This is a genomic window from Caproicibacterium amylolyticum (assembly GCF_014467055.1).
Classification (GTDB): domain Bacteria; phylum Bacillota; class Clostridia; order Oscillospirales; family Acutalibacteraceae; genus Caproicibacterium; species Caproicibacterium amylolyticum.
Map to the genome: position 1 here is coordinate 283,934 of NZ_CP060696.1, position 21,855 is coordinate 305,788.

General features: G+C 51.1%; 37 protein-coding genes. 31 read left to right on the forward strand and 6 right to left on the reverse strand.

The genetic code is table 11. The features are described 5' to 3' along the window. The first annotated feature begins 32 nt into the window (after nt 1-32). The 28 genes from rplB (at nt 33) to rplQ (ending at nt 13,509) form a co-directional block, all read left to right on the forward strand. Nucleotides 33-866: a 50S ribosomal protein L2 gene (gene rplB / locus H6X83_RS01240; protein WP_212507382.1), complete on the forward strand. Its 834-nt coding sequence runs from the start codon at nt 33-35 to the stop codon at nt 864-866. A 25-nt stretch (nt 867-891) separates the two neighbouring features. Further along, on the forward strand, nt 892-1,173 hold the full coding sequence (gene rpsS, locus H6X83_RS01245; protein WP_212507383.1) for a 30S ribosomal protein S19: 282 nt from the start codon (nt 892-894) through the stop codon (nt 1,171-1,173). 21 nt (nt 1,174-1,194) lie between these two features. Continuing rightward, nucleotides 1,195-1,530, forward strand: a complete 336-nt coding sequence (gene rplV, locus H6X83_RS01250; RefSeq protein WP_212507384.1) for a 50S ribosomal protein L22 — start codon at nt 1,195-1,197, stop codon at nt 1,528-1,530. Nucleotides 1,531-1,548: 18 nt separating this feature from the next. Then, nucleotides 1,549-2,253, forward strand: coding sequence for a 30S ribosomal protein S3 (gene rpsC, locus H6X83_RS01255; RefSeq protein ID WP_212507385.1), 705 nt, complete (start codon nt 1,549-1,551; stop codon nt 2,251-2,253). Continuing rightward, nucleotides 2,253-2,675 carry a 50S ribosomal protein L16 gene (rplP, locus tag H6X83_RS01260; RefSeq protein ID WP_212507386.1) on the forward strand — a complete coding sequence of 141 codons (423 nt, stop codon included), beginning with the start codon at nt 2,253-2,255 and terminating at the stop codon, nt 2,673-2,675. The genes rpsC and rplP overlap by 1 nt, the downstream gene beginning before the upstream one ends. Next, nucleotides 2,675-2,881: a 50S ribosomal protein L29 gene (gene rpmC / locus H6X83_RS01265; RefSeq protein WP_212507387.1), complete on the forward strand. Its 207-nt coding sequence runs from the start codon at nt 2,675-2,677 to the stop codon at nt 2,879-2,881. The genes rplP and rpmC overlap by 1 nt, the downstream gene beginning before the upstream one ends. An 18-nt stretch (nt 2,882-2,899) precedes the next feature. Further along, nucleotides 2,900-3,160 carry a 30S ribosomal protein S17 gene (gene rpsQ, locus H6X83_RS01270; protein WP_212507388.1) on the forward strand — a complete coding sequence of 87 codons (261 nt, stop codon included), beginning with the start codon at nt 2,900-2,902 and terminating at the stop codon, nt 3,158-3,160. A 30-nt stretch (nt 3,161-3,190) separates the two neighbouring features. Next, nucleotides 3,191-3,559: a 50S ribosomal protein L14 gene (gene rplN, locus H6X83_RS01275; RefSeq protein WP_212507389.1), complete on the forward strand. Its 369-nt coding sequence runs from the start codon at nt 3,191-3,193 to the stop codon at nt 3,557-3,559. A gap of 16 nt (nt 3,560-3,575) precedes the next feature. Next, nucleotides 3,576-3,908: a 50S ribosomal protein L24 gene (gene rplX, locus H6X83_RS01280; RefSeq protein ID WP_212507390.1), complete on the forward strand. Its 333-nt coding sequence runs from the start codon at nt 3,576-3,578 to the stop codon at nt 3,906-3,908. A 16-nt stretch (nt 3,909-3,924) separates the two neighbouring features. Continuing rightward, nucleotides 3,925-4,464: a 50S ribosomal protein L5 gene (gene rplE / locus H6X83_RS01285; protein WP_212507391.1), complete on the forward strand. Its 540-nt coding sequence runs from the start codon at nt 3,925-3,927 to the stop codon at nt 4,462-4,464. A 12-nt stretch (nt 4,465-4,476) separates the two neighbouring features. Then, nucleotides 4,477-4,662: a type Z 30S ribosomal protein S14 gene (locus H6X83_RS01290; protein ID WP_212507392.1), complete on the forward strand. Its 186-nt coding sequence runs from the start codon at nt 4,477-4,479 to the stop codon at nt 4,660-4,662. A 20-nt stretch (nt 4,663-4,682) separates the two neighbouring features. Then, nucleotides 4,683-5,081, forward strand: coding sequence for a 30S ribosomal protein S8 (gene rpsH, locus H6X83_RS01295; RefSeq protein ID WP_212507393.1), 399 nt, complete (start codon nt 4,683-4,685; stop codon nt 5,079-5,081). A gap of 15 nt (nt 5,082-5,096) precedes the next feature. Then, nucleotides 5,097-5,645: a 50S ribosomal protein L6 gene (rplF, locus tag H6X83_RS01300; RefSeq protein ID WP_212507394.1), complete on the forward strand. Its 549-nt coding sequence runs from the start codon at nt 5,097-5,099 to the stop codon at nt 5,643-5,645. Nucleotides 5,646-5,666: 21 nt separating this feature from the next. Further along, entirely contained in the window at nt 5,667-6,026 is a 360-nt protein-coding gene (gene rplR / locus H6X83_RS01305) for a 50S ribosomal protein L18 (RefSeq protein ID WP_212507395.1), read from the forward strand. 17 nt (nt 6,027-6,043) lie between these two features. Then, entirely contained in the window at nt 6,044-6,550 is a 507-nt protein-coding gene (gene rpsE / locus H6X83_RS01310) for a 30S ribosomal protein S5 (RefSeq protein WP_212507396.1), read from the forward strand. 14 nt (nt 6,551-6,564) lie between these two features. After that, nucleotides 6,565-6,744 carry a 50S ribosomal protein L30 gene (rpmD, locus tag H6X83_RS01315; protein WP_212507397.1) on the forward strand — a complete coding sequence of 60 codons (180 nt, stop codon included), beginning with the start codon at nt 6,565-6,567 and terminating at the stop codon, nt 6,742-6,744. A 21-nt stretch (nt 6,745-6,765) separates the two neighbouring features. Further along, nucleotides 6,766-7,209 (forward strand): 50S ribosomal protein L15, encoded by a 444-nt coding sequence (gene rplO / locus H6X83_RS01320; protein WP_212507398.1) that lies wholly within the window; start codon nt 6,766-6,768, stop codon nt 7,207-7,209. Between the two features lies 1 nt (nt 7,210). Next, a complete protein-coding gene (gene secY, locus H6X83_RS01325; protein WP_212507399.1) occupies nt 7,211-8,548 on the forward strand; it encodes a preprotein translocase subunit SecY in 1,338 nt (445 codons plus the stop codon). Nucleotides 8,549-8,562: 14 nt separating this feature from the next. Further along, complete coding sequence (locus H6X83_RS01330; protein ID WP_212507400.1) at nt 8,563-9,195, forward strand: adenylate kinase; 633 nt, start codon at nt 8,563-8,565, stop codon at nt 9,193-9,195. Between the two features lie 4 nt (nt 9,196-9,199). After that, complete coding sequence (gene map / locus H6X83_RS01335; protein WP_212507401.1) at nt 9,200-9,952, forward strand: type I methionyl aminopeptidase; 753 nt, start codon at nt 9,200-9,202, stop codon at nt 9,950-9,952. Nucleotides 9,953-9,964: 12 nt separating this feature from the next. Continuing rightward, entirely contained in the window at nt 9,965-10,237 is a 273-nt protein-coding gene (locus H6X83_RS01340; protein WP_212507402.1) for a KOW domain-containing RNA-binding protein, read from the forward strand. Next, nucleotides 10,237-10,455, forward strand: coding sequence for a translation initiation factor IF-1 (infA, locus tag H6X83_RS01345; protein ID WP_212507403.1), 219 nt, complete (start codon nt 10,237-10,239; stop codon nt 10,453-10,455). The genes H6X83_RS01340 and infA overlap by 1 nt, the downstream gene beginning before the upstream one ends. Before the next feature lie 36 nt (nt 10,456-10,491). Next, nucleotides 10,492-10,605, forward strand: a complete 114-nt coding sequence (gene rpmJ, locus H6X83_RS01350; protein WP_004824776.1) for a 50S ribosomal protein L36 — start codon at nt 10,492-10,494, stop codon at nt 10,603-10,605. A 34-nt stretch (nt 10,606-10,639) separates the two neighbouring features. Continuing rightward, entirely contained in the window at nt 10,640-11,008 is a 369-nt protein-coding gene (rpsM, locus tag H6X83_RS01355; RefSeq protein ID WP_212507404.1) for a 30S ribosomal protein S13, read from the forward strand. Between the two features lie 15 nt (nt 11,009-11,023). After that, entirely contained in the window at nt 11,024-11,434 is a 411-nt protein-coding gene (gene rpsK / locus H6X83_RS01360; RefSeq protein ID WP_212507405.1) for a 30S ribosomal protein S11, read from the forward strand. A gap of 33 nt (nt 11,435-11,467) precedes the next feature. Beyond that, a complete protein-coding gene (gene rpsD, locus H6X83_RS01365; protein ID WP_212507406.1) occupies nt 11,468-12,061 on the forward strand; it encodes a 30S ribosomal protein S4 in 594 nt (197 codons plus the stop codon). Between the two features lie 67 nt (nt 12,062-12,128). After that, nucleotides 12,129-13,082 (forward strand): DNA-directed RNA polymerase subunit alpha, encoded by a 954-nt coding sequence (locus H6X83_RS01370; RefSeq protein ID WP_212507407.1) that lies wholly within the window; start codon nt 12,129-12,131, stop codon nt 13,080-13,082. 34 nt (nt 13,083-13,116) lie between these two features. Further along, entirely contained in the window at nt 13,117-13,509 is a 393-nt protein-coding gene (rplQ, locus tag H6X83_RS01375; protein WP_212507408.1) for a 50S ribosomal protein L17, read from the forward strand. Between the two features lie 62 nt (nt 13,510-13,571). On the opposite strand, the gene H6X83_RS01380 is transcribed toward rplQ, so the two are convergent. Next, complete coding sequence (locus H6X83_RS01380; RefSeq protein WP_212507409.1) at nt 13,572-13,745, reverse strand: hypothetical protein; 174 nt, start codon at nt 13,743-13,745, stop codon at nt 13,572-13,574. A gap of 52 nt (nt 13,746-13,797) precedes the next feature. Further along, nucleotides 13,798-14,832: a threonine aldolase family protein gene (locus tag H6X83_RS01385; RefSeq protein WP_212507410.1), complete on the reverse strand. Its 1,035-nt coding sequence runs from the start codon at nt 14,830-14,832 to the stop codon at nt 13,798-13,800. 135 nt (nt 14,833-14,967) lie between these two features. On the opposite strand from H6X83_RS01385, the gene H6X83_RS01390 reads away from it, so the two are divergent. After that, a complete protein-coding gene (locus tag H6X83_RS01390) occupies nt 14,968-15,225 on the forward strand; it encodes a hypothetical protein (protein ID WP_212507411.1) in 258 nt (85 codons plus the stop codon). A 335-nt stretch (nt 15,226-15,560) separates the two neighbouring features. Here H6X83_RS01390 and H6X83_RS01395 read toward each other — a convergent pair whose 3' ends face one another. Together H6X83_RS01395 and H6X83_RS01400 are read right to left on the reverse strand one after the other, a co-directional pair. Next, nucleotides 15,561-16,526 (reverse strand): IS5 family transposase, encoded by a 966-nt coding sequence (locus H6X83_RS01395; RefSeq protein ID WP_212508453.1) that lies wholly within the window; start codon nt 16,524-16,526, stop codon nt 15,561-15,563. 214 nt (nt 16,527-16,740) lie between these two features. Continuing rightward, nucleotides 16,741-18,984, reverse strand: coding sequence for a bifunctional metallophosphatase/5'-nucleotidase (locus H6X83_RS01400; RefSeq protein WP_212507412.1), 2,244 nt, complete (start codon nt 18,982-18,984; stop codon nt 16,741-16,743). A 266-nt stretch (nt 18,985-19,250) separates the two neighbouring features. Here H6X83_RS01400 and H6X83_RS01405 point away from each other — a divergent pair, with 266 nt between their 5' ends. Then, the gene (locus H6X83_RS01405; protein WP_212507413.1) at nt 19,251-19,832 is read left to right on the forward strand and encodes an RNA polymerase sigma factor; all 582 of its coding nucleotides are present in this window, start codon (nt 19,251-19,253) and stop codon (nt 19,830-19,832) included. Further along, nucleotides 19,735-20,730: an anti-sigma factor gene (locus tag H6X83_RS01410; protein ID WP_212507414.1), complete on the forward strand. Its 996-nt coding sequence runs from the start codon at nt 19,735-19,737 to the stop codon at nt 20,728-20,730. Before H6X83_RS01405 ends, H6X83_RS01410 begins: the two co-directional genes overlap by 98 nt. A gap of 82 nt (nt 20,731-20,812) precedes the next feature. Here H6X83_RS01410 and H6X83_RS01415 read toward each other — a convergent pair whose 3' ends face one another. Together H6X83_RS01415 and H6X83_RS01420 are read right to left on the reverse strand one after the other, a co-directional pair. Continuing rightward, a complete protein-coding gene (locus H6X83_RS01415; protein ID WP_212507415.1) occupies nt 20,813-21,190 on the reverse strand; it encodes a GntR family transcriptional regulator in 378 nt (125 codons plus the stop codon). A gap of 6 nt (nt 21,191-21,196) precedes the next feature. Further along, nucleotides 21,197-21,853 carry an ABC-2 transporter permease gene (locus H6X83_RS01420; RefSeq protein ID WP_212507416.1) on the reverse strand — a complete coding sequence of 219 codons (657 nt, stop codon included), beginning with the start codon at nt 21,851-21,853 and terminating at the stop codon, nt 21,197-21,199. Nucleotides 21,854-21,855 lie beyond the last annotated feature (2 nt).

Consider the following 21,855-nt stretch of genomic DNA (forward strand, 5'->3'; position numbering starts at 1 on the left):
AAAGCCAAGTTTAAGGAGTGTGAAACCAGAGAATGGCTATTAAGAACTATACCGCCAGCACGCCGTCCCGCCGCAACATGTCTGTGACGGATTACTCCAGCCTTTCCAAGAAAGGCCCGGAAAAGAGCCTGCTGGACACAAATAAAAAGACCGCCGGCCGCAACAGCTACGGCCGCATCACCGTCCGCCACCGCGGCGGCGGAAACCGTACCAAGTACCGCATCATCGACTTCAAGCGCCAGAAGAACGGTGTGCCCGCAACTGTACAGGGCATTGAGTATGATCCGAACCGTTCCGCATTTATTGCACTGGTAAAGTATGAAGACGGTGAGAAAGCTTATATCATTGCACCGAATGGCCTGAAGGCCGGCGACGTTATCGTTTCTGGTGCAGAAGCTGATATTAAGCCAGGCAACGCACTGCCACTGTCCGCTATCCCAACCGGTACCTACATCCACAACGTGGAACTGTACCCCGGCAAGGGCGCTCAGCTGGCTCGTGCAGCCGGCATCATGGCACAGCTGATGGCTAAGGAAAACGGCATGGCGCTGCTCCGCCTGCCTTCCGGTGAGCTGCGCAATGTGCCTGACACCTGCATGGCTACAATCGGCCAGGTCAGCAACATTGACCACGAGAACGTAAAGCTCGGCAAAGCAGGCCGCAAGCGTCACATGGGCTGGCGCCCGACCGTTCGTGGTTCTGTTATGAACCCGAACGACCATCCGCACGGCGGTGGCGAAGGCAAATCACCTGTTGGACATCCGGGCCCGATGACCCCTTGGGGCAAACCTGCTCTTGGCTACAAGACTCGTGATCATCACAAGGCTTCCGATAAGTTTATCGTGAAGCGCAGAAACGGCAAATAAGGCATTAGAAAGGAGCTTTTAAACCATGAGCAGAAGCTTAAAGAAGGGTCCTTTTGTAGAGCCTGGTCTGCTGAAGAGGATCCAAGCGATGAACGCTGCCGGCGAAAAGAAGATCGTTAAGACCTGGAGCCGCGCATCCTTCATTTTCCCGGATTTTGTTGGCCACACCATTGCAGTTCATGACGGCCGCAAACATGTTCCGGTGTATATTACAGAAGATATGGTCGGCCATCGCCTTGGCGAGTTCGCACCGACCCGTACTTTTAAAGGTCATTCCGGCAGTAAAACCACTGCCCCGACAAAATAACGGCTGAAAGGAGTGTATCACATGGAAGCAAGGGCTAACCTGAAATACGCCCGTATTTCCCCTCGTAAAGTGTCCATTGTGCTGGACCTTATCCGCAACAAGCCGGTGGATGAAGCTATGGCTATCCTTAAGAATACGCCCAAGGCCGCTACCGAGTATCTGGTAAAGCTGCTCAAGTCGGCTATGGCTAACGCTGAGAACAACCACAGCATGGACGTTTCCCGGCTGTATGTATCAGAGTGCTATGCGTGCCCGGGCCCGATCCTCAAGCGCATCCGTCCGCGTGCACAGGGCCGCGCGTACCGTGTCCTGAAAAGGACTTCCCACGTGACGCTGGTGCTCAAGGAAAAGGAATAAAGCAGAGGAGGTTACACAATGGGCCAGAAAGTTAATCCGCACGGTTTACGTGTCGGTGTTATCAAAGATTGGGATTCCCGCTGGTATGTCAATGCAAAAGACTTTGGCGATACCCTGGTGGAAGACTACAAACTGCGCAGAACGCTGAAAAAGCAGCTTTATTCCGCGGGCGTCCCGAAGATTGAAATTGAACGTGATGCATCTAAAGTGCGTGTCCACATTCACTGTGCAAAGCCGGGTATGGTTATCGGCAAGGGCGGCGCTGAAATTGAAAAGCTGCGCCTGCAGTGCGAAAAAATGTTGGGCAAGCCTGTCACCATCAATATTGTTGAGGTCAAAACACCTGATCTTAACGCACAGCTCGTAGCCGAAAACATTGCTCAGCAGCTGGAGAAGCGTACTTCTTTCCGCCGCGCTATGAAGCAGTGCATTGGCCGCGCCATGAAGCTTGGCGCAAAGGGTATCAAAACGCAGGTTGCCGGCCGTGTTGGCGGCGCTGAAATTGCCCGCACCGAGCAGTACCACGACGGTACTATTCCGCTGCAGACACTGCGCGCAGATATTGATTATGGTTTTGCTGAGGCTGCCACAACTTACGGCCGCATCGGCGTAAAAGTTTGGATTTACCGGGGCGAAGTCCTTCACGACAACCGCCGCGCTTCCAGCAATGCTGAACAGCGCAGCGACCGCCGTGCGCCCCGTCGGGAAGGAGGCCGCAAGTAATGTTAATGCCCAAGCGCGTAAAGTACCGCAGAGTTCACCGCGGCCGCATGACCGGTAAAGCTTACCGCGGCAATAAGGTGACTTACGGTGATTACGGTATTCAGGCTCTTGAGCCTGCATGGATCACCGCAAACCAGATTGAGGCAGCTCGTGTTGCCATGACTCGTTACTGCAAACGTTTCGGTCAGGTCTGGATCAAGATCTTCCCCGACAAGCCTATTACTGAGAAGCCGGCTGAAACCCGCATGGGTTCCGGTAAAGGTTCCCCTGAGTACTGGGTGGCCGTGGTTAAGCCCGGCCGTGTTATGTTTGAAATCGGCGGTGTGCCTGAGGCCACCGCACGTGAAGCCCTGCGTCTGGCGGCAAGCAAGCTGCCTATCAAGACAAAGGTAGTTGCGAAGGAAGAGGAGGTTGCCCAGTAATGAAAGCTTCTGAAGTTCGGGAGATGACAACTGCAGAGCTCGAGAGCAAGCTCAAGGACCTGAAAGAGGAGCTCTTCAACCTCCGTTTCCAGCTTGCGATCAACCAGCTCGACAACCCGATGCGTATTTCCGCTGTTAAAAAAGATATTGCCCGCGTAAAGACCGTTCTGCGCGCCAATGAGCTTAAAGACAGCGCAAACGCGTAACCGGAAGGAGGAAACATCGTGAGCGAACAGAGAAACAACCGGAAGACTGAGGTTGGCACGGTGGTCAGCAACAAAATGGACAAGACCGTTGTTGTGGCCATTATGGACAGCGTCAAGCATCCGCTGTACAAAAAAGTTATTAAGCGTACTGTTAAACTGAAGGCACATGACGAGAATAACGAGTGCAACATCGGTGACCGCGTGCGTGTGATGGAGACCCGCCCGCTTAGTAAAGACAAACGGTGGCGTCTTGTGGAGATTATCGAAAAGGCAAAGTAAGGCTTTGCCCATGCAAAGGAGGAACGCACTGTGATTCAACAGCAGACTTACCTCAATGTTGCCGATAACACCGGCGCGAAGCAGCTTATGTGCATCCGCGTGCTCGGCGGTACCGGCAGAAGGTATGCGAATATCGGTGACGTCGTGGTCGCTTCTGTTAAGAAAGCAGCCCCGGGCGGCACTGTTAAAAAGGGTGACGTTGTGAAGGCGGTTATCGTCCGCACAGCTTCCGGCGTCCGCCGTGAAGACGGCAGCTACATCCGTTTTGACGAGAATGCGGCCGTCCTGATTAAAGACGACAAAAACCCCAGGGGAACTCGTATCTTCGGGCCGGTGGCACGTGAACTGCGTGACCACGACTATATGAAGATTCTGAGTCTTGCCCCGGAAGTACTGTAAGGAGGTGTCACAGGTTATGACAAACAAAGCTTACAACAAAGTTCATGTAAAAACCGGTGACACTGTTGTCATGCTTTCCGGCCGCGATGCCGGCAAGCAGGGCAAGGTCCTGGCTGTAAGCCCCAAAGAGGGCAAGGTCATTGTTGAGAAACTCAACATGGTCACTAAGCACGTAAAGCCCCGCAAAATGGGCGAAGAGGGCGGCATTGTAAAGGGCGAAAGCGCAGTTTATGCTTCTAAAGTCCAGCTGGTCTGCCCCAACTGCAAGCAACCCACTCGTGTTGGTCATCAGGTAGCTGAAGACGGCACAAAGACCCGCATCTGCAAAAAATGCGGCAAAGCGCTGTAAGGGAGGAGGACGACACATGGCTAGACTGAAAGATTACTACAAGAGCGAGGTCGCGCCCGCCCTCATGAAGAAATTCTCTTACAAGAGCGTAATGCAGATTCCGAAGCTCGACAAGATTGTCATTAATGTTGGCGCTGGCGAAGCAAAGGAAAATGCCAAGATCATTGATTCCATTACCACTGATCTGATGGCAATTACCGGCCAGAAGCCGGCAGTCTGCAAAGCAAAGAAGAGCGTTGCAAACTTTAAGCTGCGCGAAGGCATGAACATCGGCGTGAAGGTTACCCTGCGCGGCAGCCACATGTACGAGTTTCTGGATCGCTTCTTCAACGTAGCACTGCCCCGCGTGCGCGACTTCCGCGGAATCAACCCCAACTCTTTTGACGGCCGCGGTAATTATAACCTCGGCATCAAAGAGCAGCTGATTTTCCCGGAAATCGAGTTCGATAAAATTGACAAAGTACGCGGCATGGACATCTGCTTCGTTACAACCGCGCAGAACGACGAGGAAGCCCGCGAGCTGCTAACGCTCATGGGCGCCCCGTTTGAGAAATAAGGAGGGTTTCCTGTGGCAAAAACATCTATGAAAGTTAAGCAGCGCCGCCCTGCGAAGTACTCTTCCCGTGAGTACAACCGCTGCAAGATCTGCGGCCGGCCGCATGGCTACCTTCGTAAGTTCGGCATTTGCCGCATTTGCTTCCGTGAGCTCGCCTACAAAGGCGAAATCCCGGGCGTAAGAAAGGCAAGCTGGTAAACGGCTAAGGAGGAAACGGAATGCAGATTACAGATACAATTGCAGACCTGCTTACCCGCATCCGCAACGCGAGTTCCGCAAAACATGCTACTGTGGAGATTCCCGCTTCTAACATGAAGAAGGCGATCTGCCAGATCCTGAAGGATGAAGGCTATGTTAAGAACTTTACTGTTGCGAACGACGGCAAACAGGGTGTCATTAAGGTAGAACTGAAGTATACAGAGGACCACAGCTCAGTTATTACTGGTCTGAAGCGCGTCAGCAAGCCCGGCCTGCGCATTTATTCCAGCGCAGAAGAGCTGCCCCGCGTAATGAAGGGCCTGGGTGTGGCTATTATCAGCACAAGCCATGGCGTTATGACCGACCGTGTAGCCCGCAAGGCTAACATCGGCGGCGAAGTCCTCGCATTTATTTGGTAATAAGGGGGTGCAGTAATGTCTCGAATTGGAAGAAAACCCATAAATATTCCCGCGGGCGTTGATGTAAAAGTCAATGGCAGCGTTGTGACCGTTAAGGGTCCAAAGGGTACCCTGACTAAAGAATTCCACCGGAACATGACAATCGCGGTGGAGGGCAACGAGATCCTCGTAACCCGTCCGAACGATACAAAAGAGAACAAGTCCCTGCACGGACTTACCCGTACACTGATTCACAACATGGTGCTGGGCGTGACCGAAGGCTTTAAAAAGGAGCTGGAGGTTCGCGGCGTTGGCTACCGTGTACAGAAAAAGGGTAAGGAACTGGTGATGAACCTGGGTTATTCCCATCAGGTCATTGTGCCGGAAATCGATGGCATCACCATCGAGTGCCCGTCCGCAAACCTGATCACGATCCTTGGTCCCGACAAACAGCAGGTAGGTCAGTTTGCCGCGGAAGTCCGCGAAAAACGTCTGCCTGAGCCGTACAAGGGCAAGGGTATCCGCTATGTCGGCGAATTTGTCCGCCATAAGGAAGGCAAAGCCGGCAAGGGCGCTAAGAAGTAACTGAAGGAGTGAAAAATACAAATGGTGAACAAGGCTGACAAAAACGCTGCCAGACTGCGCCGCCACCGTCGTGTGCGCGGCAAGATTTCCGGCACACCGGTGTGCCCCCGCCTGAATGTGTTTCGCTCTACCAAGAACGTCTACGCCCAGGTCATTGACGATATCAATGGGGTCACGCTGTGCGCGGCTTCCACTCTGGACAAAGAGTTCGACGGTAACGGCGGCAACAAAGACGCTGCACGTAAGGTTGGCGAGCTGATCGCAAAACGTGCCGCGGATAAAGGCATCAAAGAGGTCAAGTTTGACCGCGGTGGTTATTTATTCCACGGACGTGTCAAGGAACTGGCCGACGGCGCCCGTGAGGGCGGCCTCAAGTTCTGATAAAGGAGGAGAAACGATTGGCTAGATTCGACGCAAGACGTAAAGAAGACGACGAGTTCAAGGAACACGTAGTTACTATCAACCGTGTTTCCAAGACTGTTAAAGGCGGCCGTATTTTTAAGTTCGCTGCGCTGGTAGTTGTCGGTGACGGCAAGGGTACAGTAGGCTTTGGTATCGGCAAATCCGGTGAAGTTCCGGACGCTATCCGCAAAGGCATCGAAGACGCGAAGAAGAACCTGATTAAGGTTTCCACCCGCGGATCCACCATCCCTCATGAGATTATCGGTGCTTTCGGTGCAGGCCGCGTTCTGATGAAGCCCGCTGCCCCCGGTACCGGCGTTATTGCCGGCGGCCCGGTGCGTGCGGTCATCGAAGCTGCAGGCATTCATGACATTCGTACAAAGGCGCTGCGCTCCAACAATCCTTGCAACGTTGTGCGCGCCACCATCGACGGCCTTTCCAAGCTGCGCACAGCCGAACAGGTTGCTGCACTGCGCGGCCGCTCTGTGAGTGAAATTCTGTAAGGAGGGCGCAAACTATGGCACAGGTAAACATTAAGCTGGTCAAAAGCCTGATTGGCGCACAGAAAGACCAGATTGCTACTGCTCAGTCTTTGGGTCTTCGCAAAATCGGTGATTCCACCGTGCAGCCCGACAATGAGCAGACTAAAGGCAAGGTGCATAAAATCACCCACCTCATCGAGGTAACAAACGCTTAAAACAGCAAGGAGGTGCGAGTAATGAAACTGAACGACTTAACTGCAGTCCCAGGTTCCACACAGGACACAAAGCGCATTGGCCGCGGCCATGGTTCCGGTCAGGGTAAAACCGCCGGCAAGGGCCATAAGGGCCAGAAGGCTCGTGCAGGCCACGGCATGCGCCCCGGATTTGAGGGCGGCCAGATGCCTCTGCAGCGCCGTATACCGAAGCGTGGCTTCAACAATATTTTTGCGAAGTCCATCGCTACGGTCAATGTCGGTACGCTGGATAAGAAGTTCGAAGACGGTGCCACCGTGGACACACAGGCTCTGCTGGATGCAGGTGTCATTAAGTCCGCTCTGGATGGTGTGAAAATCCTCAGCAATGGCAATGTCACAAAGAAATTCACTGTGAAGGCCGCTGCTTTTTCCGCCGCTGCAAAAGAAAAAATTGAATCTGCAGGTGGGAAGGCAGAGGTGATCTGAGTTGTTTAAAACAATAAAGAATGCCTGGGGAATCCCCGAACTGCGCAAGAAAATCATTTTTACACTGATTATCATTGTTGTTTTCCGTTTTGGTGCCGTTATTCCGGTGCCATTTCTGGATTCTACTGCACTGAAAGGTATTATGGACAGCAGCGCCGTCAGCGGCACTGCCCTTGGCTACCTGGATATGCTTTCCGGCGGCGCATTTTCAAATGCAACGCTTTTCGCAATGAGTGTTACGCCTTACATCAACAGTTCCATCATCATGCAGCTGCTTGCAGTGGCAATTCCGCCACTGGAGCGCATGGTGAAGGATGGCGGTGAAGAGGGTCGCAAAAAGATGAGTGCAATTACCCGTTATGTTGCAGTCATCCTTGGCCTGATTCAGGGCTTGGCGTACTACTTCTACCTGCGTAACAGCAGTTATGGCAGCACCCCGATTGTGAAGTACACACAGGGTGGTGCGGGCATCTTTACTGCTTTCGTTATCGTCCTTGTCTTTACAGCCGGTACGGCTCTGATGATGTGGATGGGCGAGCAGATCAACCAGAATGGTGTTGGCAATGGTATTTCAATTCTGCTGTTTGCCGGTATCGTATCCCGTATACCGAGTATCATCGGTCATCTGGCCAATTACATTCAGATGGCATGGAAAGACGGCTCGGCAAACGGTCAGTATTTCTTCCTTGTCCCTCTGTGGGTCATTGTTTTCCTGGCCCTGATCTGGGTCATTGTATTTATGAACGATGCGGAGCGCCGGATTCCGGTGCAGTACGCAAAACGTGTTGTTGGCCGCAAGCAGTACGGCGGTCAGTCCAGCCATATCCCGATTAAGGTTGGCATTGGCGGCGTTATGCCGATCATCTTTGCCAGCTCTATCCTGTCTATTCCGACTACCATTCGGTTCTTCATTGGCAACAAGGATATGGGCAGCTTTTGGAATGCATTTTTCACCGCATTCTCCAATACCGGCTGGGTTTACTGTGTACTGTATGTCATTCTGATTCTGGCTTTTGCATATTTCTACACTGCGATTCAGTATAATCCGGTAGAGATGGCAAACAACCTGCGTCAGAGCAACGGCACAATTCCGGGTATCCGTCCCGGCAAGCCAACCTCTGATTTCATTGGAAAAGTTCTTTCAAAGATCACGCTGATTGGTGCGGTGTTCCTTGCTGTTATTGCTTTGCTTCCAATTGTGTTTGCAAACGCGACCGGCATGAGCAACCTTTCCATGGGCGGTACTTCCATCATCATCCTTGTGGGTGTTGCTTTGGAAACAGTGAAACAGTTGGAAAGCCAAATGATGATGCGTCATTATAAAGGCTTCCTCGATTAAGAAGGAGTTTTAATATGAACCTGATTCTGTTGGGCGCACCCGGTGCCGGAAAAGGCACACAGGCAGAGACAATCTGCGCAAAACTCAAGATCCCTGCTATTTCGACCGGCAACATGATTCGAGAAGCGCTGAAAAGCGGTACAGAGATGGGCCTTAAAGCAAAATCCTACATGGAAAGCGGCGATTTGGTCCCGGATGAAGTCGTTATCGGCATTGTAAAAGACCGTTTACAGCAGGATGACTGCAAGAACGGTTTTGTGCTGGATGGCTTTCCGAGAACCATCCCTCAGGCCGAGGCTCTGGATAAGATGGGCGTTAAAATCGATAAAGTCATCGAGATTCATGTTCCCGATGAGAAAATCGTAGCCCGCATGTCCGGACGCCGTGTCTGCGAAGACTGCGGCGCAAGCTATCACCTTCTGTATAAGAAGCCGAAGGTGGAGGGCAAGTGCAGCGTCTGCGGCGGCACCCTGGTTCAGCGTACGGATGACCACCCGGATACGGTCAATGCACGTTTGAAGGAATATCACACGAAGACCGAACCGCTCAAGGCTTACTATGAGAAGCAGGGCAAGCTGGTCGTCGTGGAGGGTCAGGAAGAGGTAGCAGATACTTCCCGCCTGACTCTTGCAGCAATCGAGGCGTAAATTCATGATCATTTTAAAAACCAGCCGTGAGCTGACCTGTATGAAGCATGCCGGCCGGATTGCACAAAATGCACTGAAGCTGGCAGGTTCTTTGGTCAAGCCGGGAGTTTCCACATGGGAACTTGATAAGGCAGCCCATGACTATATAGTGGGAGAGGGCGCTGTTCCCTCCTGCCTTGGCTACGGCGGTTTTCCGGCGACCTGCTGTATTTCTGTCAACGATGTGGTCGTCCATGGCATACCGAGTAAGACGAAAATTCTTAAAGAGGGCGACATTGTCAGTATTGACTTGTGCGCCACTTATGAAGGCTTTGTTGGTGACAACACCTGGACTTATGCCGTAGGCAAAGTCAGCGATGAAGCCCAGCGTCTTATGGATACAACCCGCGAGAGCCTGTTTAAAGGCATAGAAGCCGCAAAGCCCGGCAACCGCATTGGTGACGTTGGCAGCGCGGTTCAGCGGTATGCTGAAGCTCGCGGTTACTCGGTGGTACGGAATTACACCGGCCACGGAGTAGGCGCGAATATGCACGAAGACCCCAGTGTTCCAAATTACGGCACGCCCGGTCGCGGCGTGCGCCTGTTGCCCGGCATGGTCATTGCGATTGAGCCAATGATCTGCCAGGGCACCTACGAGGTAAAAACTCTGTCTGATGGCTGGACGACTTTGACAAAGGATGGCAAGCTGGCTGCTCATTATGAGCATACGGTTGCTATTACAGAAGCAGGCCCGGTCATCCTGACAGAGGGCGACTGAGGAGGCCGCCGCATGGAGATAAAGCGCGGCACGGTGGCCTGCAGTGCAGCCGGCCACGATAAAGGCAGCTTTTGCACAGTGCTTTCCCTTTTGGGGCAGTACGCTCTGGTGTGTGACGGCAAACGCCGCACACTGGAAAAGCCAAAGAAGAAAAAGCTTATCCACCTTTTTCCTACCCGCACGATTCTACCGGAGGAAGCCCTGCACAGCAACCGAACGCTTCGGGCGGCTCTTCGGCCGTTTTGCGGCAAGGGCAGTTCCACGCCAGAGGAGGCTGATTTGTAATGTCAAAGCAGGACGTAATTGAAACCGAAGGTACCGTAGTTGAAGCTCTGCCAAACGCAATGTTTAAGGTGGAGCTGCAGAATCACCACACGATTATGGCCCATATCTCCGGCAAACTGCGTATGAATTTCATCCGCATCCTGCCCGGAGACAAGGTGACCGTAGAGATGTCTCCCTACGACCTGACTCAGGGCCGCATCACGTGGCGTACCAAGTAAGTAAAACGTGAACATTCCTACAAGGAGGGTACACCAATGAAAGTAAGACCTTCTGTTAAAAAAATGTGCGAGAAGTGCAAAATCATCAAACGCAAGGGCAAAGTCATGGTGATTTGCGAAAACCCGAAGCACAAACAGCGTCAGGGCTAAGTGACGCGATTATCATTTTGGAGGTGCAACCAGTATGGCTCGTATAGCAGGTATTGACTTGCCAAGAGACAAACGCGTCGAGATCGCCTTGACTTATATCTTTGGTATCGGCCGCAAAACCGCTACCGATATTTGCTCCGCAACCGGCGTAAACCCTGACTTGCGCGTGCGCGACCTTACCGAGGACGACGCCGCAAAGCTCAGAGAATATATTGAACACAACTGCCGCGTGGAAGGCGACCTTCGCCGCGATGTGGCATTTGACATCAAACGACTCACCGAAATCGGCTGCTACCGTGGCATTCGCCACCGCAAAGGTCTGCCGGTACGCGGCCAGCGTTCCAAGACTAACGCGAGGACTCGTAAAGGCCCCCGTAAGACCATGGCCAACAAGAAGAAGTAAAGGAGGGTCTAACACATGCCAGCAACTAAAGGCACAGCCAAAAAGGCTGTTGCAACCCGCCGCCGCCGTGAGCGCAAAAACATTGACCGCGGCGCAGCGCATATCCAGTCTACTTTCAACAATACAATCGTAACGATTACCGATGTGCAGGGCAATGCCGTTTCCTGGGCAAGCTCCGGTGAACTCGGTTTCCGCGGCAGCAGAAAGTCCACCCCCTTTGCCGCACAGACCGCTGCTGAGACCGCTGCAAAAGTGGCCATCGAGCACGGCATGAAGACGGTTGACGTTTTTGTTAAGGGTCCGGGTGCAGGCCGTGAAGCTGCCATCCGCGCACTGCAGAACGCCGGCCTGGAGGTCACCATGATTAAAGACGTGACCCCGGTTCCCCACAATGGATGCCGTCCTCCCAAAAGAAGACGTGTATAGCAGACAGGAATTCGAAAAGGAGGAATACGACGAATGGCAAGAAATATGCAGCCTATCCTGAAGCGGTGCAAAACCCTGGGCATCAGCCCCGCTGCGATGGGCGTTAATAAAAATTCAATCCGCAACCCGAAGCAGGGCCGCCGCAAACAGAGTGAATATGCCATGCAGCTCAATGAGAAGCAGAAGGCAAAATTCATTTACGGTGTGCAGGAGAAGCAGTTCCGTCATTACTATCAGATGGCTACTAAAACAGTCGGCGTGACCGGTGAAAACCTGCTGCGTCTGCTGGAGCGCCGTTTGGACAACTGCGTTTACCGCCTCGGTTTTGCAAACACACGCCGTGAAGCACGCCAGATGGTTACTCACGGTCACATCACTGTAAACGGCAAAAAGGTGGATATCTGCTCTTACCTGATTAGTGAGGGCGATGTAATTTCCATCGCTGAAAAGAGCCGTTCTTCCCAGCATGTCAAAGACATTCTGGAAAAGAACGCAGCAACTGTTGTGCCCAAGTGGCTGGAAATCAACCACGATGCAGTTGCGGGCAAAGTTGTTGCTATGCCCGAAAGAAGCGATATTGATTTTGATATCAACGAAACGCTTATCGTTGAGTTGTACTCCAAGTAATGCCCTACAGGCACATGACACATCATGGCAGAGTTTCTTTCCGCTATATGTCTAAGGAGGTTGCTTAATGATCGAGATAGAAAAGCCCAAAATTGAAACTGCAGACGTATCTGATGACGGCAACTACGGCAAGTTTGTTGTGGCTCCGCTGGAACGCGGCTTTGGCACAACCCTGGGCAACAGCCTGCGGCGTGTGCTGCTTTCCTCCCTGCCGGGCGTTGCGCCGACTTCCATCAAGATTGATGGTGTGGTGCACGAGTTTTCCACTGTTCCGGGTGTGAAAGAGGACGTTACCGAGATCGTTCTGAACATCAAGAACCTTACGGCAAAGCTGCACTGCGACGGCCCTAAAACCGTTGAAATCTGTGCAGAGGGTCCCTGTGAGGTCACGGCGGATTCTATCAAGTGTGACAGTGAGGTCGAGATTTTAAATCCTGACCTGCACATTGCGACTTTGGGCGAAGGCGCAAAGCTGTATATGGAAATCACACTGGATAAAGGACGCGGATACGTCCCCTCCGACCGCAACAAGCAGAACATGACCGCCAATGTCATTGGCGATATTCCCGTAGATTCTATCTACACCCCGGTGTACCGGGTTAACTTCAACGTGGAGAACGCCCGTGTTGGGCAGCGCATCGATTACGACAAGCTGACCCTTGAGGTTTGGACCAACGGCGTCATTACCGCACAGGAAGCTGTTTCCCTTGCGGCAAAATTCCTCACCGAGCATCTCAACCTCTTTGTGAATCTGTCTGATAAAGGCAGCAACGCAGAGATCATGGTGGAGAAGGACGATCAGGACAAAGAAAAAGTACTCGAAATGACCATTGAAGAGCTTGACTTGTCTGTTCGTTCCTTTAACTGCCTGAAGCGCGCTGGTATTAACACGGTGGGTGACCTTGTCAACAAGTCTGAAGAAGACATGATGAAGGTACGCAACCTTGGACGTAAATCGCTGGAGGAGGTCATCTGGAAGATGGCTTCACTTGGATATAATCTGCGCAAGGAAGATGAATAATTCCCTATCCCATAGGTTAAAGGAGTGACATTCGATGCCAGGAACCAGAAAGCTCGGCAGAGCGACCGACAGCCGTACCGCTATGCTGCGTGCAATGGTAACCTTTCTCTTAGAGAACGGTAAGATCGAAACGACCGTCACCCGTGCCAAGGAGGTTCGCTCCATGGCCGAGAAGATGATCACGATCGCCAAAGAGGACACGCTGCACAACAGACGCCTTGTAATGGGCTTCGTTACAAAAGAAGCTGTTACAAATAAACTGTTTACAGAAACTGCTCCGCAGTACAAAGAGCGCAATGGCGGCTACACCCGCATCACAAAGATCGGGCCCCGCCGCGGCGATGCTGCAGAGATGGCGATTATTGAACTGATGCCGGTTGAAACAGCAGCTCCCGCTGCTGCAGAAGCACCCGCTGAAAGCAAGTAATTGCAAGTGAATAAATAAAGGGCTGCTGTAGAGATTACAGCAGCCCTTTTTGTCGCCTATTATTAATTTTTGCTGACGAAATCCGGGAAAAAAGCATCCGGATTCTTCTTGAATTCGGTCACTGGATCCTGCGGCTCCGCACCGGAAGCATTGGTACTTCCTGCGGGCATTCTGCGCATCCAGGCGGGCAGGGGATTCTCCGTAGGATTTTTGCAGTTGTACACTTTGGTTTCCATCGTAAACACCTCCGTCTCATTGTATGCGAACGCGGTAAAATGTTTGCAGAAATTACAGATTGGAAATTGCGCTGCAGAGCGTTTGTACAGAGCTTTCTGTGGTTGCCCAGCTGGTGCAGATGCGCACAACTGTATGTGTGGAATCGGGCTTGGCGATAAAGGAGAAAGAAAAATCTTTCTCTAACTTTTCCAGCAGCTTGTCCGGAAAAACAACAAATTGCTGGTTTGTAGGGGAGTCAACGTACAGAGAAAGACCTTTTCCCAAGCAGGAGCCGCGGATTTTCATGGCAAGCTGGTCAGCATGTTCGCCCAGCTGAAAATATAGATTGTCCTTCAGCAGGGTGTCGAACTGAATGCCAAGAAGGCGCCCTTTGGCAAGCATACCGCCTCGCTGCTTGATCATATAGCGAAAATCCTTTTTTAATGCGTCATTTGTAATCACAACGGCTTCACCGAAAAGTGCGCCGACTTTTGTGCCGCCAATGTAGAAGACGTCACTCAGATGTGCAATATCGGTAAGGGTAACATCAGTTCCCTCGGCGGCCAGACCGTAAGCAAGGCGGGCGCCGTCGATAAACAGAGGCAGGTGAAATTCACTGCATACCGCGCGGATTGCTTTTAGTTCTGCAAGGCTGTAAAGTGTGCCGCTTTCTGTTGGGTGAGAAATGTAAATCAGCCCGGGCTGTACGGTGTGTTCGCTGGAATCGTCCGCAAAATGCGCAGTGCAGTGTGCGCGAAGTTCCGCTGCATCCATTTTTGCATCATGTGAGGGTAGGGTCAGTACCTTGTGTCCACTGGCTTCAATTGCGCCGGTTTCATGTACAGCAATGTGCCCTTCACTGGTGGCAATCGCGCCCTGCCACGGGCGCAGTATAGCCGCAATTACCGTTGTGTTGGTCTGGGTGCCGCCAACCAGAAAGTGGACATCCGCATCCGGTGTACCGCAAAGGCTGCGAATGCGTGCCGCCGCGCTTTCGCAGTAAGGGTCCAGACCGTAGCCGGGGGTTTGTTCCAGGTTGGTTTCTACCAATTTTTGCAGGATGCGCGGATGTGCACCCTCACCGTAATCACATTCAAAACGAAGCATGTTCCATTCTCCTTGTTTTTGAGGCTGCCTTTACTATACCATAAAATGCGGCAGCGGAACAGAGAAAGGTTGACGCCCCCGCGTGAAAGTGTTAAATTGCTGTATGTAGAGTATTTTTAAGGATGTGTTAGACAGATGGAAAATCGGTTTGGTATTCCCAAAGCAGATTATTTTACAGAGAACAGCAATTTTTATACCGGCAGCCTGCTGCCATTTAATTACCGCATTGATGCAGGTGGCGATACCATTCAGGTGATAGTTTGGTACGGAAAAATGTGCCTTGCCAAAAGTAAGCCTTCGGCGCAGCGGGAATTTTCCAAAGACACCGAGGGCTGCGGCAAAGCACTTGCGTGGCTGGAGGAGCAGTATCAAATCTGCGTGAAACAGCAATAAAAAGTTTTGCCTGCAGTTACTTTCTGTCGCTTCCTTAGAAAGCGACCGCCCGTGTGGGGCGCGAAGCCCCATGACCCTGCCCTTGTCCGTAAAGCCCTTGGTACGGAAAACAAGTATACAGCAGCGTTCCCTGCGGCGGCGAAGCCACGCCGCAGGGAAACAGCGTTATCACACGGGGCGAGAACAAGACCTTGGGAGCCTCCCTTGCAGACTCCCAAACCCGCGAACGCTTCTTAGGGCAACGCCGCATAACAGCGAAGATGCCGGTTCAATTCTGTGTTGATATGAAATAGTCCGTTGCTTTCTCCTTGATTTGGTCTGCAGGGTAACCCGAATCAGACTGCCAGAGAATTTCTGTCAGCCAGAATCAGGTTTGCCAGCGCAAACATCATATTCAATTTTTGAATTTGCTTTTGCAAACCTCGGTATCGTGTTTTTCGATACCGCAGTTGACTTTTTACGATGGCAAAAACATGTTCAACTTTTGAACGCACCGATGATTTTGAATGCTCGACTTTTTTGGCGTAATATTGTCCGCTTGTGCTGAGTTTCTTTACCTGAGAGGGGCGCCGATTGATTTTGTATTTGATTTTCTTGCCTTTCTTGTTGCGCACAACGGCATCCGGACGCTTTGTCGCTCCAAGATAACCACTGTCCCCGTTTACGGTTTCTTCTTCTCCTGTAAGCAATTTTGCTGTTTCACTTACATCACTGACATTTGCTGCTGTTACATCTACCGTATGGACGATTCCACTGTCTTTGTCCACCCCAATGTGTGCCTTATATCCGAAATGCCATGTGTTGCCTTTCTTTGCCTGATGCGCATCCGGGTCCCGTTGCCTCTCTTTGTTCTTGGTCGAGGAAGGCGCTTCTATGAAAGTGGAGTCCACTATGGTTCCCTTTTTCAGTAACAGACCTTTTTTCTGCAGCGATATCACAACCTGTGCGAAAATCTCCTGCTCCAGGCCATTGCGCACTAAAATATTCCGAAATCTGCCGATGGTATCTCCATCCGGAACCTGATTGCTGGATTCTACTCCACAAAACTCCGAAAAGGCACGGCTATCTATTATCTCACAGGCTGTTGCCTCGTCAGCCAAATTGTACAGATTCTGCAAAATATGGATTCGAAGCATCAGTTCCAGGTCGTATGGTTTATTCCCGCGTTCTCCCTTATAGTAGCGCGGCTTTATGATGGCTGCCCATTCGTCCCATGGCACGATGTGATCAATTTGACTCAGAAATTCTTTTTTATGTGTTTTTACCCGTGCCAGTTCATCGCTTAGAGCTGACAAGCTGATTTGTTTGTTCATATCTCTATTTTACCACTTCTTGAGTCGTTCTACTTTGTGCGGTGTTGCCTTAGAATATTGCAGTCAAGAGATAAGGTCGCGGCGGGCTTCGCCCCCGCACTCCTTGTCGCTTTCTAAAAAGCGACGGAAAGTAACCCACAGAACGTAAAAAAGTTCCGTTTGCCTTTTGGCAAGCGGAATTTTTTAGTTTGGTATTTTTCTTTTATGCCGCAACGCTGCGGTACATCTTATAAGCTGTGCCGTTTACCGTTACATACAGACCGGCTTCGCCCTTTTTCAGAGCTTTGTAGCCAAACAGGTAGCTGACAGTACCGTTGGAGTTGGTTTGCGGTGCTTTGGCCAGTGTGGCAAGAACAGAACCGCTGCCGCTGGTGTAGCTGACCTTTGCGCCTTTCTGTATGGTGACCAGTGCAAAGTAGGTTTTGCCAACTTTGGTGCTGACACCGGAAGTGGTGTCGCAGACGAACGGCTTATCATTTGCAGCCGCGTTCAGACCAAGCAGATTGTTGGTGAACTCGTCCATGATTTTGGTGCCCTTTTCATCAAAGACTTCAACTGCGTGACCGCCGGCTTTCAGTTTTTCAATCGTCAGTACGCCGTCTGCAGTGGTTTTCAGCATGGTTTTCTTGCCGCCGTCCACGGAAACAAGCACCTTTGCAGACGCCTTTGCTTTGTCATTCTGTTTTACCGTGAAGCTACCGGTGTAGGCAGATGCCGGCATGCCGCTGTATAGAATCTGGCAGCGGTCCTTGCTGTCATAGCGGAAGCTGCCCTTGCCGTTGGCGGTCTGCTCGGTGATGTAATTCTGAACAATGGTGTCCAGACCGTCGCTTTCGGCAACAGCCTTTAAACCACTGAGCATTGTAAAGTTGTCGCCGCCTGCAATCAGATAGTCGTTGGAAGCAAACAACAGCTTGGTTGTGTTATCTGTGCGGTTCAAAACCTTGTCGTCTGTACCGTCTTTGTTGAGCAGTACGATTTTTGTAACACGGCTGCCCTCTGTTTTAGCTTTTGCGTCAAAGGCGGGCTTGAAAACGTCAAATTCAAAGCGCATGCCGCCGACCTGTGGGAACCCGCCGACCGCAGAAAGCTGTCCATCTTTATAAACGCCGCTTACGCCAACCTCCAGTGCCTTGTACAGTACGGCAGGTGTCACTTCCTTAACGGAAAGGGTGTTGCCAAACGGCAGAACAGTATTTACGTCTGCAACTGTGATGTTGCCAGCAGGCAGCGTGGTGCGCACGCCGCCGCCATTTTCAAGGGAAACAATCGGCAGGGAAGCGTATTCACTGCGGCCCTTTACCAGAGAAGCGGATTTTTCGACCATTGCATCGGCAATCAAGCTGCCAAGGTTGGTTTTGTCTGCGCGGCAGACGCTTTTGCCTTCGTATGTGCCGCCGTACAGCGCGTTTTCACTTTTGCCTACAACCGTTTTGCGCAGGGTGTCCAGTGTTTGATCCTGTGCATCGTAAACAGCGGTTACAGAAGTATCCGCAGGGAACTGCTTGCCGAAATCGGCAGGCGCTACATTTTCGGAAGTGATGGCCGGAACGCCGGAGCTAAAGCTTACCTTCAATACACCAACCTTCGCGGCGGCAGTACCGGTCTGGTCAATATAAACAGTTTTACTGCCGTCTTTGTTTTTGACTTGCTCGTTGTCTACGCTGTGGCTGTGGCCGTCCAAAATTATGTCGATGCCGGTGGTGTCTTTCGCAATTTGTGTGCTGGTTGGGTTTGAGGAAGCGTCAATGCCGACATGCATGATGCCGACTACCAAATCGGCACCGCTGGCTTTCAGTGCATCAGCCTGCTTTTGAGAAGCTTTTACTTCATTTTCAAAAGTTACGCCACCCAGATTGTTCGGATTGGTTTTAAAGGCGGTTTCTGCGGTGGTAATACCGAAGAAACCAATTCTTTTGCCTGCAACAGTTTTGATAATGGAAGCACCGTTGTTGTCATAGCTGCCGATGCCGGACTGCACATTTTTCAGCAGCGGGGAACCGTTTCTGTCAGCATTTGCGGCAAGCATCGGGAATTTTGCGGACTTTACATTGGAAAGCAGCGTGTCCAATCCATAATCAAATTCATGGTTGCCCAGGCACATCAGGTCGTAGCCCGCAGCATTCATCAGGGTAAAGGCAAAGCTGCCTTTGGACTGTGCGGTGATGAGCTGACCCTGGCTGACATCGCCGGAGTCAACCAGCAGGGAATTCGGCGTGTTTTTCTTTGCGGTTGCCAGTACATCCATGCCAATCTGGCTGAGTGTGCCGTCCTTTGCATAGGTGCTGTTCAGCTTGCCGTGGATGTCATTGGTGTGATAGATGGTGACGGTGCTGTCATCTGCCATAACAGAAACAGCTGTCAGCGGAACGGTGGCGAACACCATTGCGCAGGAGAGCAGCGCCGCCAGTGTTTTGCGCCCTATTCGTATTCCGGCCTTTTTCATATCGTATCTCCTTCCACAGATACAAAATTTAGGACACGATTATTCTAGCATATGCCATCAGAAGGGCGCAAGGCAATCGGCTGACAATACGAGATATTTTATCAAAACTTAACATTGTTATGCGGTCACTGTATATTTGTGCAGAAGAAAAGGAATGGACTTGCACAATTTTATGTGGTACAAATTACATGGAAAGAAAAAAATTAAAAATCAGGGGGAACATTTCCTGCTGACAGAGCGTGTTACAGGTGAAAGGAGGCGGAGAGATGAAAAAAGAGCTGCGTTCCGATGCGTTTCTGCAGGACGTAATGGAACGCTGGGGAGACATGGTATACCGGCTTGCATTAGGGCATGCCGGAAACATTGCAGATGCAGAAGATATTTATCAGGATGTATTTCTGCGCTTACTGCGGGATACAACCGCGTTCAAAACAGAGGAGCACTTAAAGGCATGGCTGCTTCGCGTGACGCTCAACTGCTGCCATGACCTTGCACGCAGTACACAGCGCCGCGGTACACTGGAACTTTCGGAGTTGATTGCAGATGAAAGTGCTGACCCTGCCGCAGAGGAGTTGTGGCAGGCGGTGGCGGTTTTACCGCCAAAACTGCTGACCGTGATTCACCTGTTTTATGCGGAAGGCTACACAACCGAGCAGATTGCTTTGTTGCTGCACTGCCGCCCTGCAACGGTGCGCACCCGCCTGCACCGCGCACGCAAAGAATTAAAACAACTGTTAGGAGGAGAAAACGATGAAGAATGCAGACTTGAACGAGTACGGGAACCTGATGCACCAAGTATATGCGCCGCAACAGCTGAAACAGCGCGTACTGGCAGCCGCCGACTGTGAACGTGCAGCACGGACCACTGCCGCACCGGTCCGCTGGAAAAAAGCGGCGCTGCGCGCTTCCGCTGTGTGCTGTGCGTTTGCGCTGGTTGTTGGAGGCATTGCGATTGTCGGCAGCCGCCATTCGGTTGTTTCGCCCGCGGGAAATTCCGCAGTGAACGGTGCCGCGGCCGCCAAGCCGCAGAACAGCTTTGACCTTGCGGTTTACGCGGCAGGGGCAGCGAACAGCCAGAGAAAAACTGTTGCGCTGGACGTGAAAGAGTTCGGTCAAGGCTACACTTTTTCTACCGGTGGGGTGGATGGACTGGATGAGGATAAAAATCATTTAACCAGTGATGTAAATTTCAAGTTACACCTGACGTGCAGCGGAAGCAATGTAAAATCAATGGAATATTCATTGGATACCGCAAAGCTTAACAAAAATGAAAAAGCTTACTTCTCAAAGTATAATGGGGAGTATTTAGATGAAAAATCTCGCAAATCTTTTGTGATTGATTACGCGGAGCAAACAAAACAATTTAAAGACAAGAAATATAGTATTTTTCTGTCGGCACCCATGACTTATGAAGAATATAAAATTGAGGTAAATGAGGCGGATAAGGATTATCAGGCGCTGAAAGCTAACGAGTATCTGATGAATGAGTTAGTATATCGCGATTCACAGGTATTGAGAAATACACGGCTGGTGTTGAAAGCAACTTTTAAGGATGGTTCCACACAAACTAAGAAATATCAGATTGCACCGGTAAAAAATTATCTGTCCATTATGAATCAATACACAGATTATTCACTTGCGGCAAGTAGAGAACCGGAGGGTTCCAAAAAAGATGAAATGGTGGATAAAGCTGAAAAATATTTTGATGCACAGACACTGTTTACCATCACACAGGTAGATAACTGACTCGCGCAAAACGCAAATACAATTTAAAAAGGAACCGGGTGCTGTACACTTTTGTACAGCATCCGGTTCCTTTTTGCGTCAGCTATTCTGCTTTCGGGTAGCAGCTGCGGATTAAATCCAGCAGTTCTTCCAGTGTCAGCCCCAGACCCTTGTAGTAGGCAAGGTCTTTGTGTAGGCGTTCCCGTACCAGTGCGTCACGCTTGCTGCCGAGTTCGCTGGGTTTGTGCGGCGCCACAAAACTGCCGCGCCCGGTCATTGTGTAAATAAATCCGCCGTTTTCAAGCATTTCCCATGCCTTTTTTACCGTAATGACGCTGATGCGCAGTTCCTTGGCAACGGTGCGGATCGGCGGCAGGCAAGTATCCTGTGGCAGCTCTCCCTTTAGAATTTGTGCGCAGAGCTGCTCGTAAATCTGCTGATAAATTGGTTTTTCAGAAGTGTTGGAAATGACAATATCCATAGGCGGTTATAAATCCACTTTCTCAAAATTCTTTACAGACTTCCGGTATGCCAGCAGAATGATCATTACAAATACGGCAATGCCTACTGCCAGTACCGCCAGCTGACCTGGCAGCTTCGTTACAGAGGTTGTATTGAGCGTGTCCCACAGCCACGGAATTAAACGGGTTGCTGCCTCCATAACGCCGCAGTAAACCACTGCCCCCAGCCATGCAAGGATGGTCGGCAGGGTGACTTTGTATCCAGTTTTGTAAAACAGCACGAAGAAAATGGCATCAAATACCGCATACATCATCAGCACCAATCCGTAAAGCCCCGGAGTCGCTTCAATGCCCGCTAGGTTTTCAGCAGGGTCTTTAATCAGCGCGTAGCGCAGCACCGCAAACGGGATGGAAACTACAATCTGCAAAAACTGCAAAAAAATAATGGAGCAGAAGCGCGCTTTTACTGCGTCGGCTTTCCGCACGGGCAAAAGCAGGGTGAACAGCACATCTTTGTTTTCTTTTTCCGCAACAAAAAAGAAGTTGAACGAAATGAACATATAAATAAACGGAACATAGTACGGGTAGCTTGGAATCAGCAGCATAGTTCCCAGTAGCGGAAAAAGCAGCACTGCCGGATGTACCAACAGCTTAAATTCTTTATATAAAAGATTTTTCAGCATTT

Coding starts and splice junctions, on each gene's coding strand:
- rplB (WP_212507382.1), top strand. CDS start 33: ATGGCTATTAAGAACTATACCGCCAGCACGCCGTCCCGCCGCAACATG.
- rpsS (WP_212507383.1), top strand. CDS start 892: ATGAGCAGAAGCTTAAAGAAGGGTCCTTTTGTAGAGCCTGGTCTGCTG.
- rplV (WP_212507384.1), top strand. CDS start 1,195: ATGGAAGCAAGGGCTAACCTGAAATACGCCCGTATTTCCCCTCGTAAA.
- rpsC (WP_212507385.1), top strand. CDS start 1,549: ATGGGCCAGAAAGTTAATCCGCACGGTTTACGTGTCGGTGTTATCAAA.
- rplP (WP_212507386.1), top strand. CDS start 2,253: ATGTTAATGCCCAAGCGCGTAAAGTACCGCAGAGTTCACCGCGGCCGC.
- rpmC (WP_212507387.1), top strand. CDS start 2,675: ATGAAAGCTTCTGAAGTTCGGGAGATGACAACTGCAGAGCTCGAGAGC.
- rplX (WP_212507390.1), top strand. CDS start 3,576: ATGACAAACAAAGCTTACAACAAAGTTCATGTAAAAACCGGTGACACT.
- rplE (WP_212507391.1), top strand. CDS start 3,925: ATGGCTAGACTGAAAGATTACTACAAGAGCGAGGTCGCGCCCGCCCTC.
- rpsH (WP_212507393.1), top strand. CDS start 4,683: ATGCAGATTACAGATACAATTGCAGACCTGCTTACCCGCATCCGCAAC.
- rplF (WP_212507394.1), top strand. CDS start 5,097: ATGTCTCGAATTGGAAGAAAACCCATAAATATTCCCGCGGGCGTTGAT.
- rplR (WP_212507395.1), top strand. CDS start 5,667: ATGGTGAACAAGGCTGACAAAAACGCTGCCAGACTGCGCCGCCACCGT.
- rpmD (WP_212507397.1), top strand. CDS start 6,565: ATGGCACAGGTAAACATTAAGCTGGTCAAAAGCCTGATTGGCGCACAG.
- rplO (WP_212507398.1), top strand. CDS start 6,766: ATGAAACTGAACGACTTAACTGCAGTCCCAGGTTCCACACAGGACACA.
- H6X83_RS01330 (WP_212507400.1), top strand. CDS start 8,563: ATGAACCTGATTCTGTTGGGCGCACCCGGTGCCGGAAAAGGCACACAG.
- map (WP_212507401.1), top strand. CDS start 9,200: ATGATCATTTTAAAAACCAGCCGTGAGCTGACCTGTATGAAGCATGCC.
- H6X83_RS01340 (WP_212507402.1), top strand. CDS start 9,965: ATGGAGATAAAGCGCGGCACGGTGGCCTGCAGTGCAGCCGGCCACGAT.
- infA (WP_212507403.1), top strand. CDS start 10,237: ATGTCAAAGCAGGACGTAATTGAAACCGAAGGTACCGTAGTTGAAGCT.
- rpmJ (WP_004824776.1), top strand. CDS start 10,492: ATGAAAGTAAGACCTTCTGTTAAAAAAATGTGCGAGAAGTGCAAAATC.
- rpsM (WP_212507404.1), top strand. CDS start 10,640: ATGGCTCGTATAGCAGGTATTGACTTGCCAAGAGACAAACGCGTCGAG.
- rpsK (WP_212507405.1), top strand. CDS start 11,024: ATGCCAGCAACTAAAGGCACAGCCAAAAAGGCTGTTGCAACCCGCCGC.
- rpsD (WP_212507406.1), top strand. CDS start 11,468: ATGGCAAGAAATATGCAGCCTATCCTGAAGCGGTGCAAAACCCTGGGC.
- H6X83_RS01370 (WP_212507407.1), top strand. CDS start 12,129: ATGATCGAGATAGAAAAGCCCAAAATTGAAACTGCAGACGTATCTGAT.
- rplQ (WP_212507408.1), top strand. CDS start 13,117: ATGCCAGGAACCAGAAAGCTCGGCAGAGCGACCGACAGCCGTACCGCT.
- H6X83_RS01380 (WP_212507409.1), bottom strand. CDS start 13,745: ATGGAAACCAAAGTGTACAACTGCAAAAATCCTACGGAGAATCCCCTG.
- H6X83_RS01385 (WP_212507410.1), bottom strand. CDS start 14,832: ATGCTTCGTTTTGAATGTGATTACGGTGAGGGTGCACATCCGCGCATC.
- H6X83_RS01390 (WP_212507411.1), top strand. CDS start 14,968: ATGGAAAATCGGTTTGGTATTCCCAAAGCAGATTATTTTACAGAGAAC.
- H6X83_RS01400 (WP_212507412.1), bottom strand. CDS start 18,984: ATGAAAAAGGCCGGAATACGAATAGGGCGCAAAACACTGGCGGCGCTG.
- H6X83_RS01405 (WP_212507413.1), top strand. CDS start 19,251: ATGAAAAAAGAGCTGCGTTCCGATGCGTTTCTGCAGGACGTAATGGAA.
- H6X83_RS01410 (WP_212507414.1), top strand. CDS start 19,735: ATGAAGAATGCAGACTTGAACGAGTACGGGAACCTGATGCACCAAGTA.
- H6X83_RS01415 (WP_212507415.1), bottom strand. CDS start 21,190: ATGGATATTGTCATTTCCAACACTTCTGAAAAACCAATTTATCAGCAG.
- H6X83_RS01420 (WP_212507416.1), bottom strand. CDS start 21,853: ATGCTGAAAAATCTTTTATATAAAGAATTTAAGCTGTTGGTACATCCG.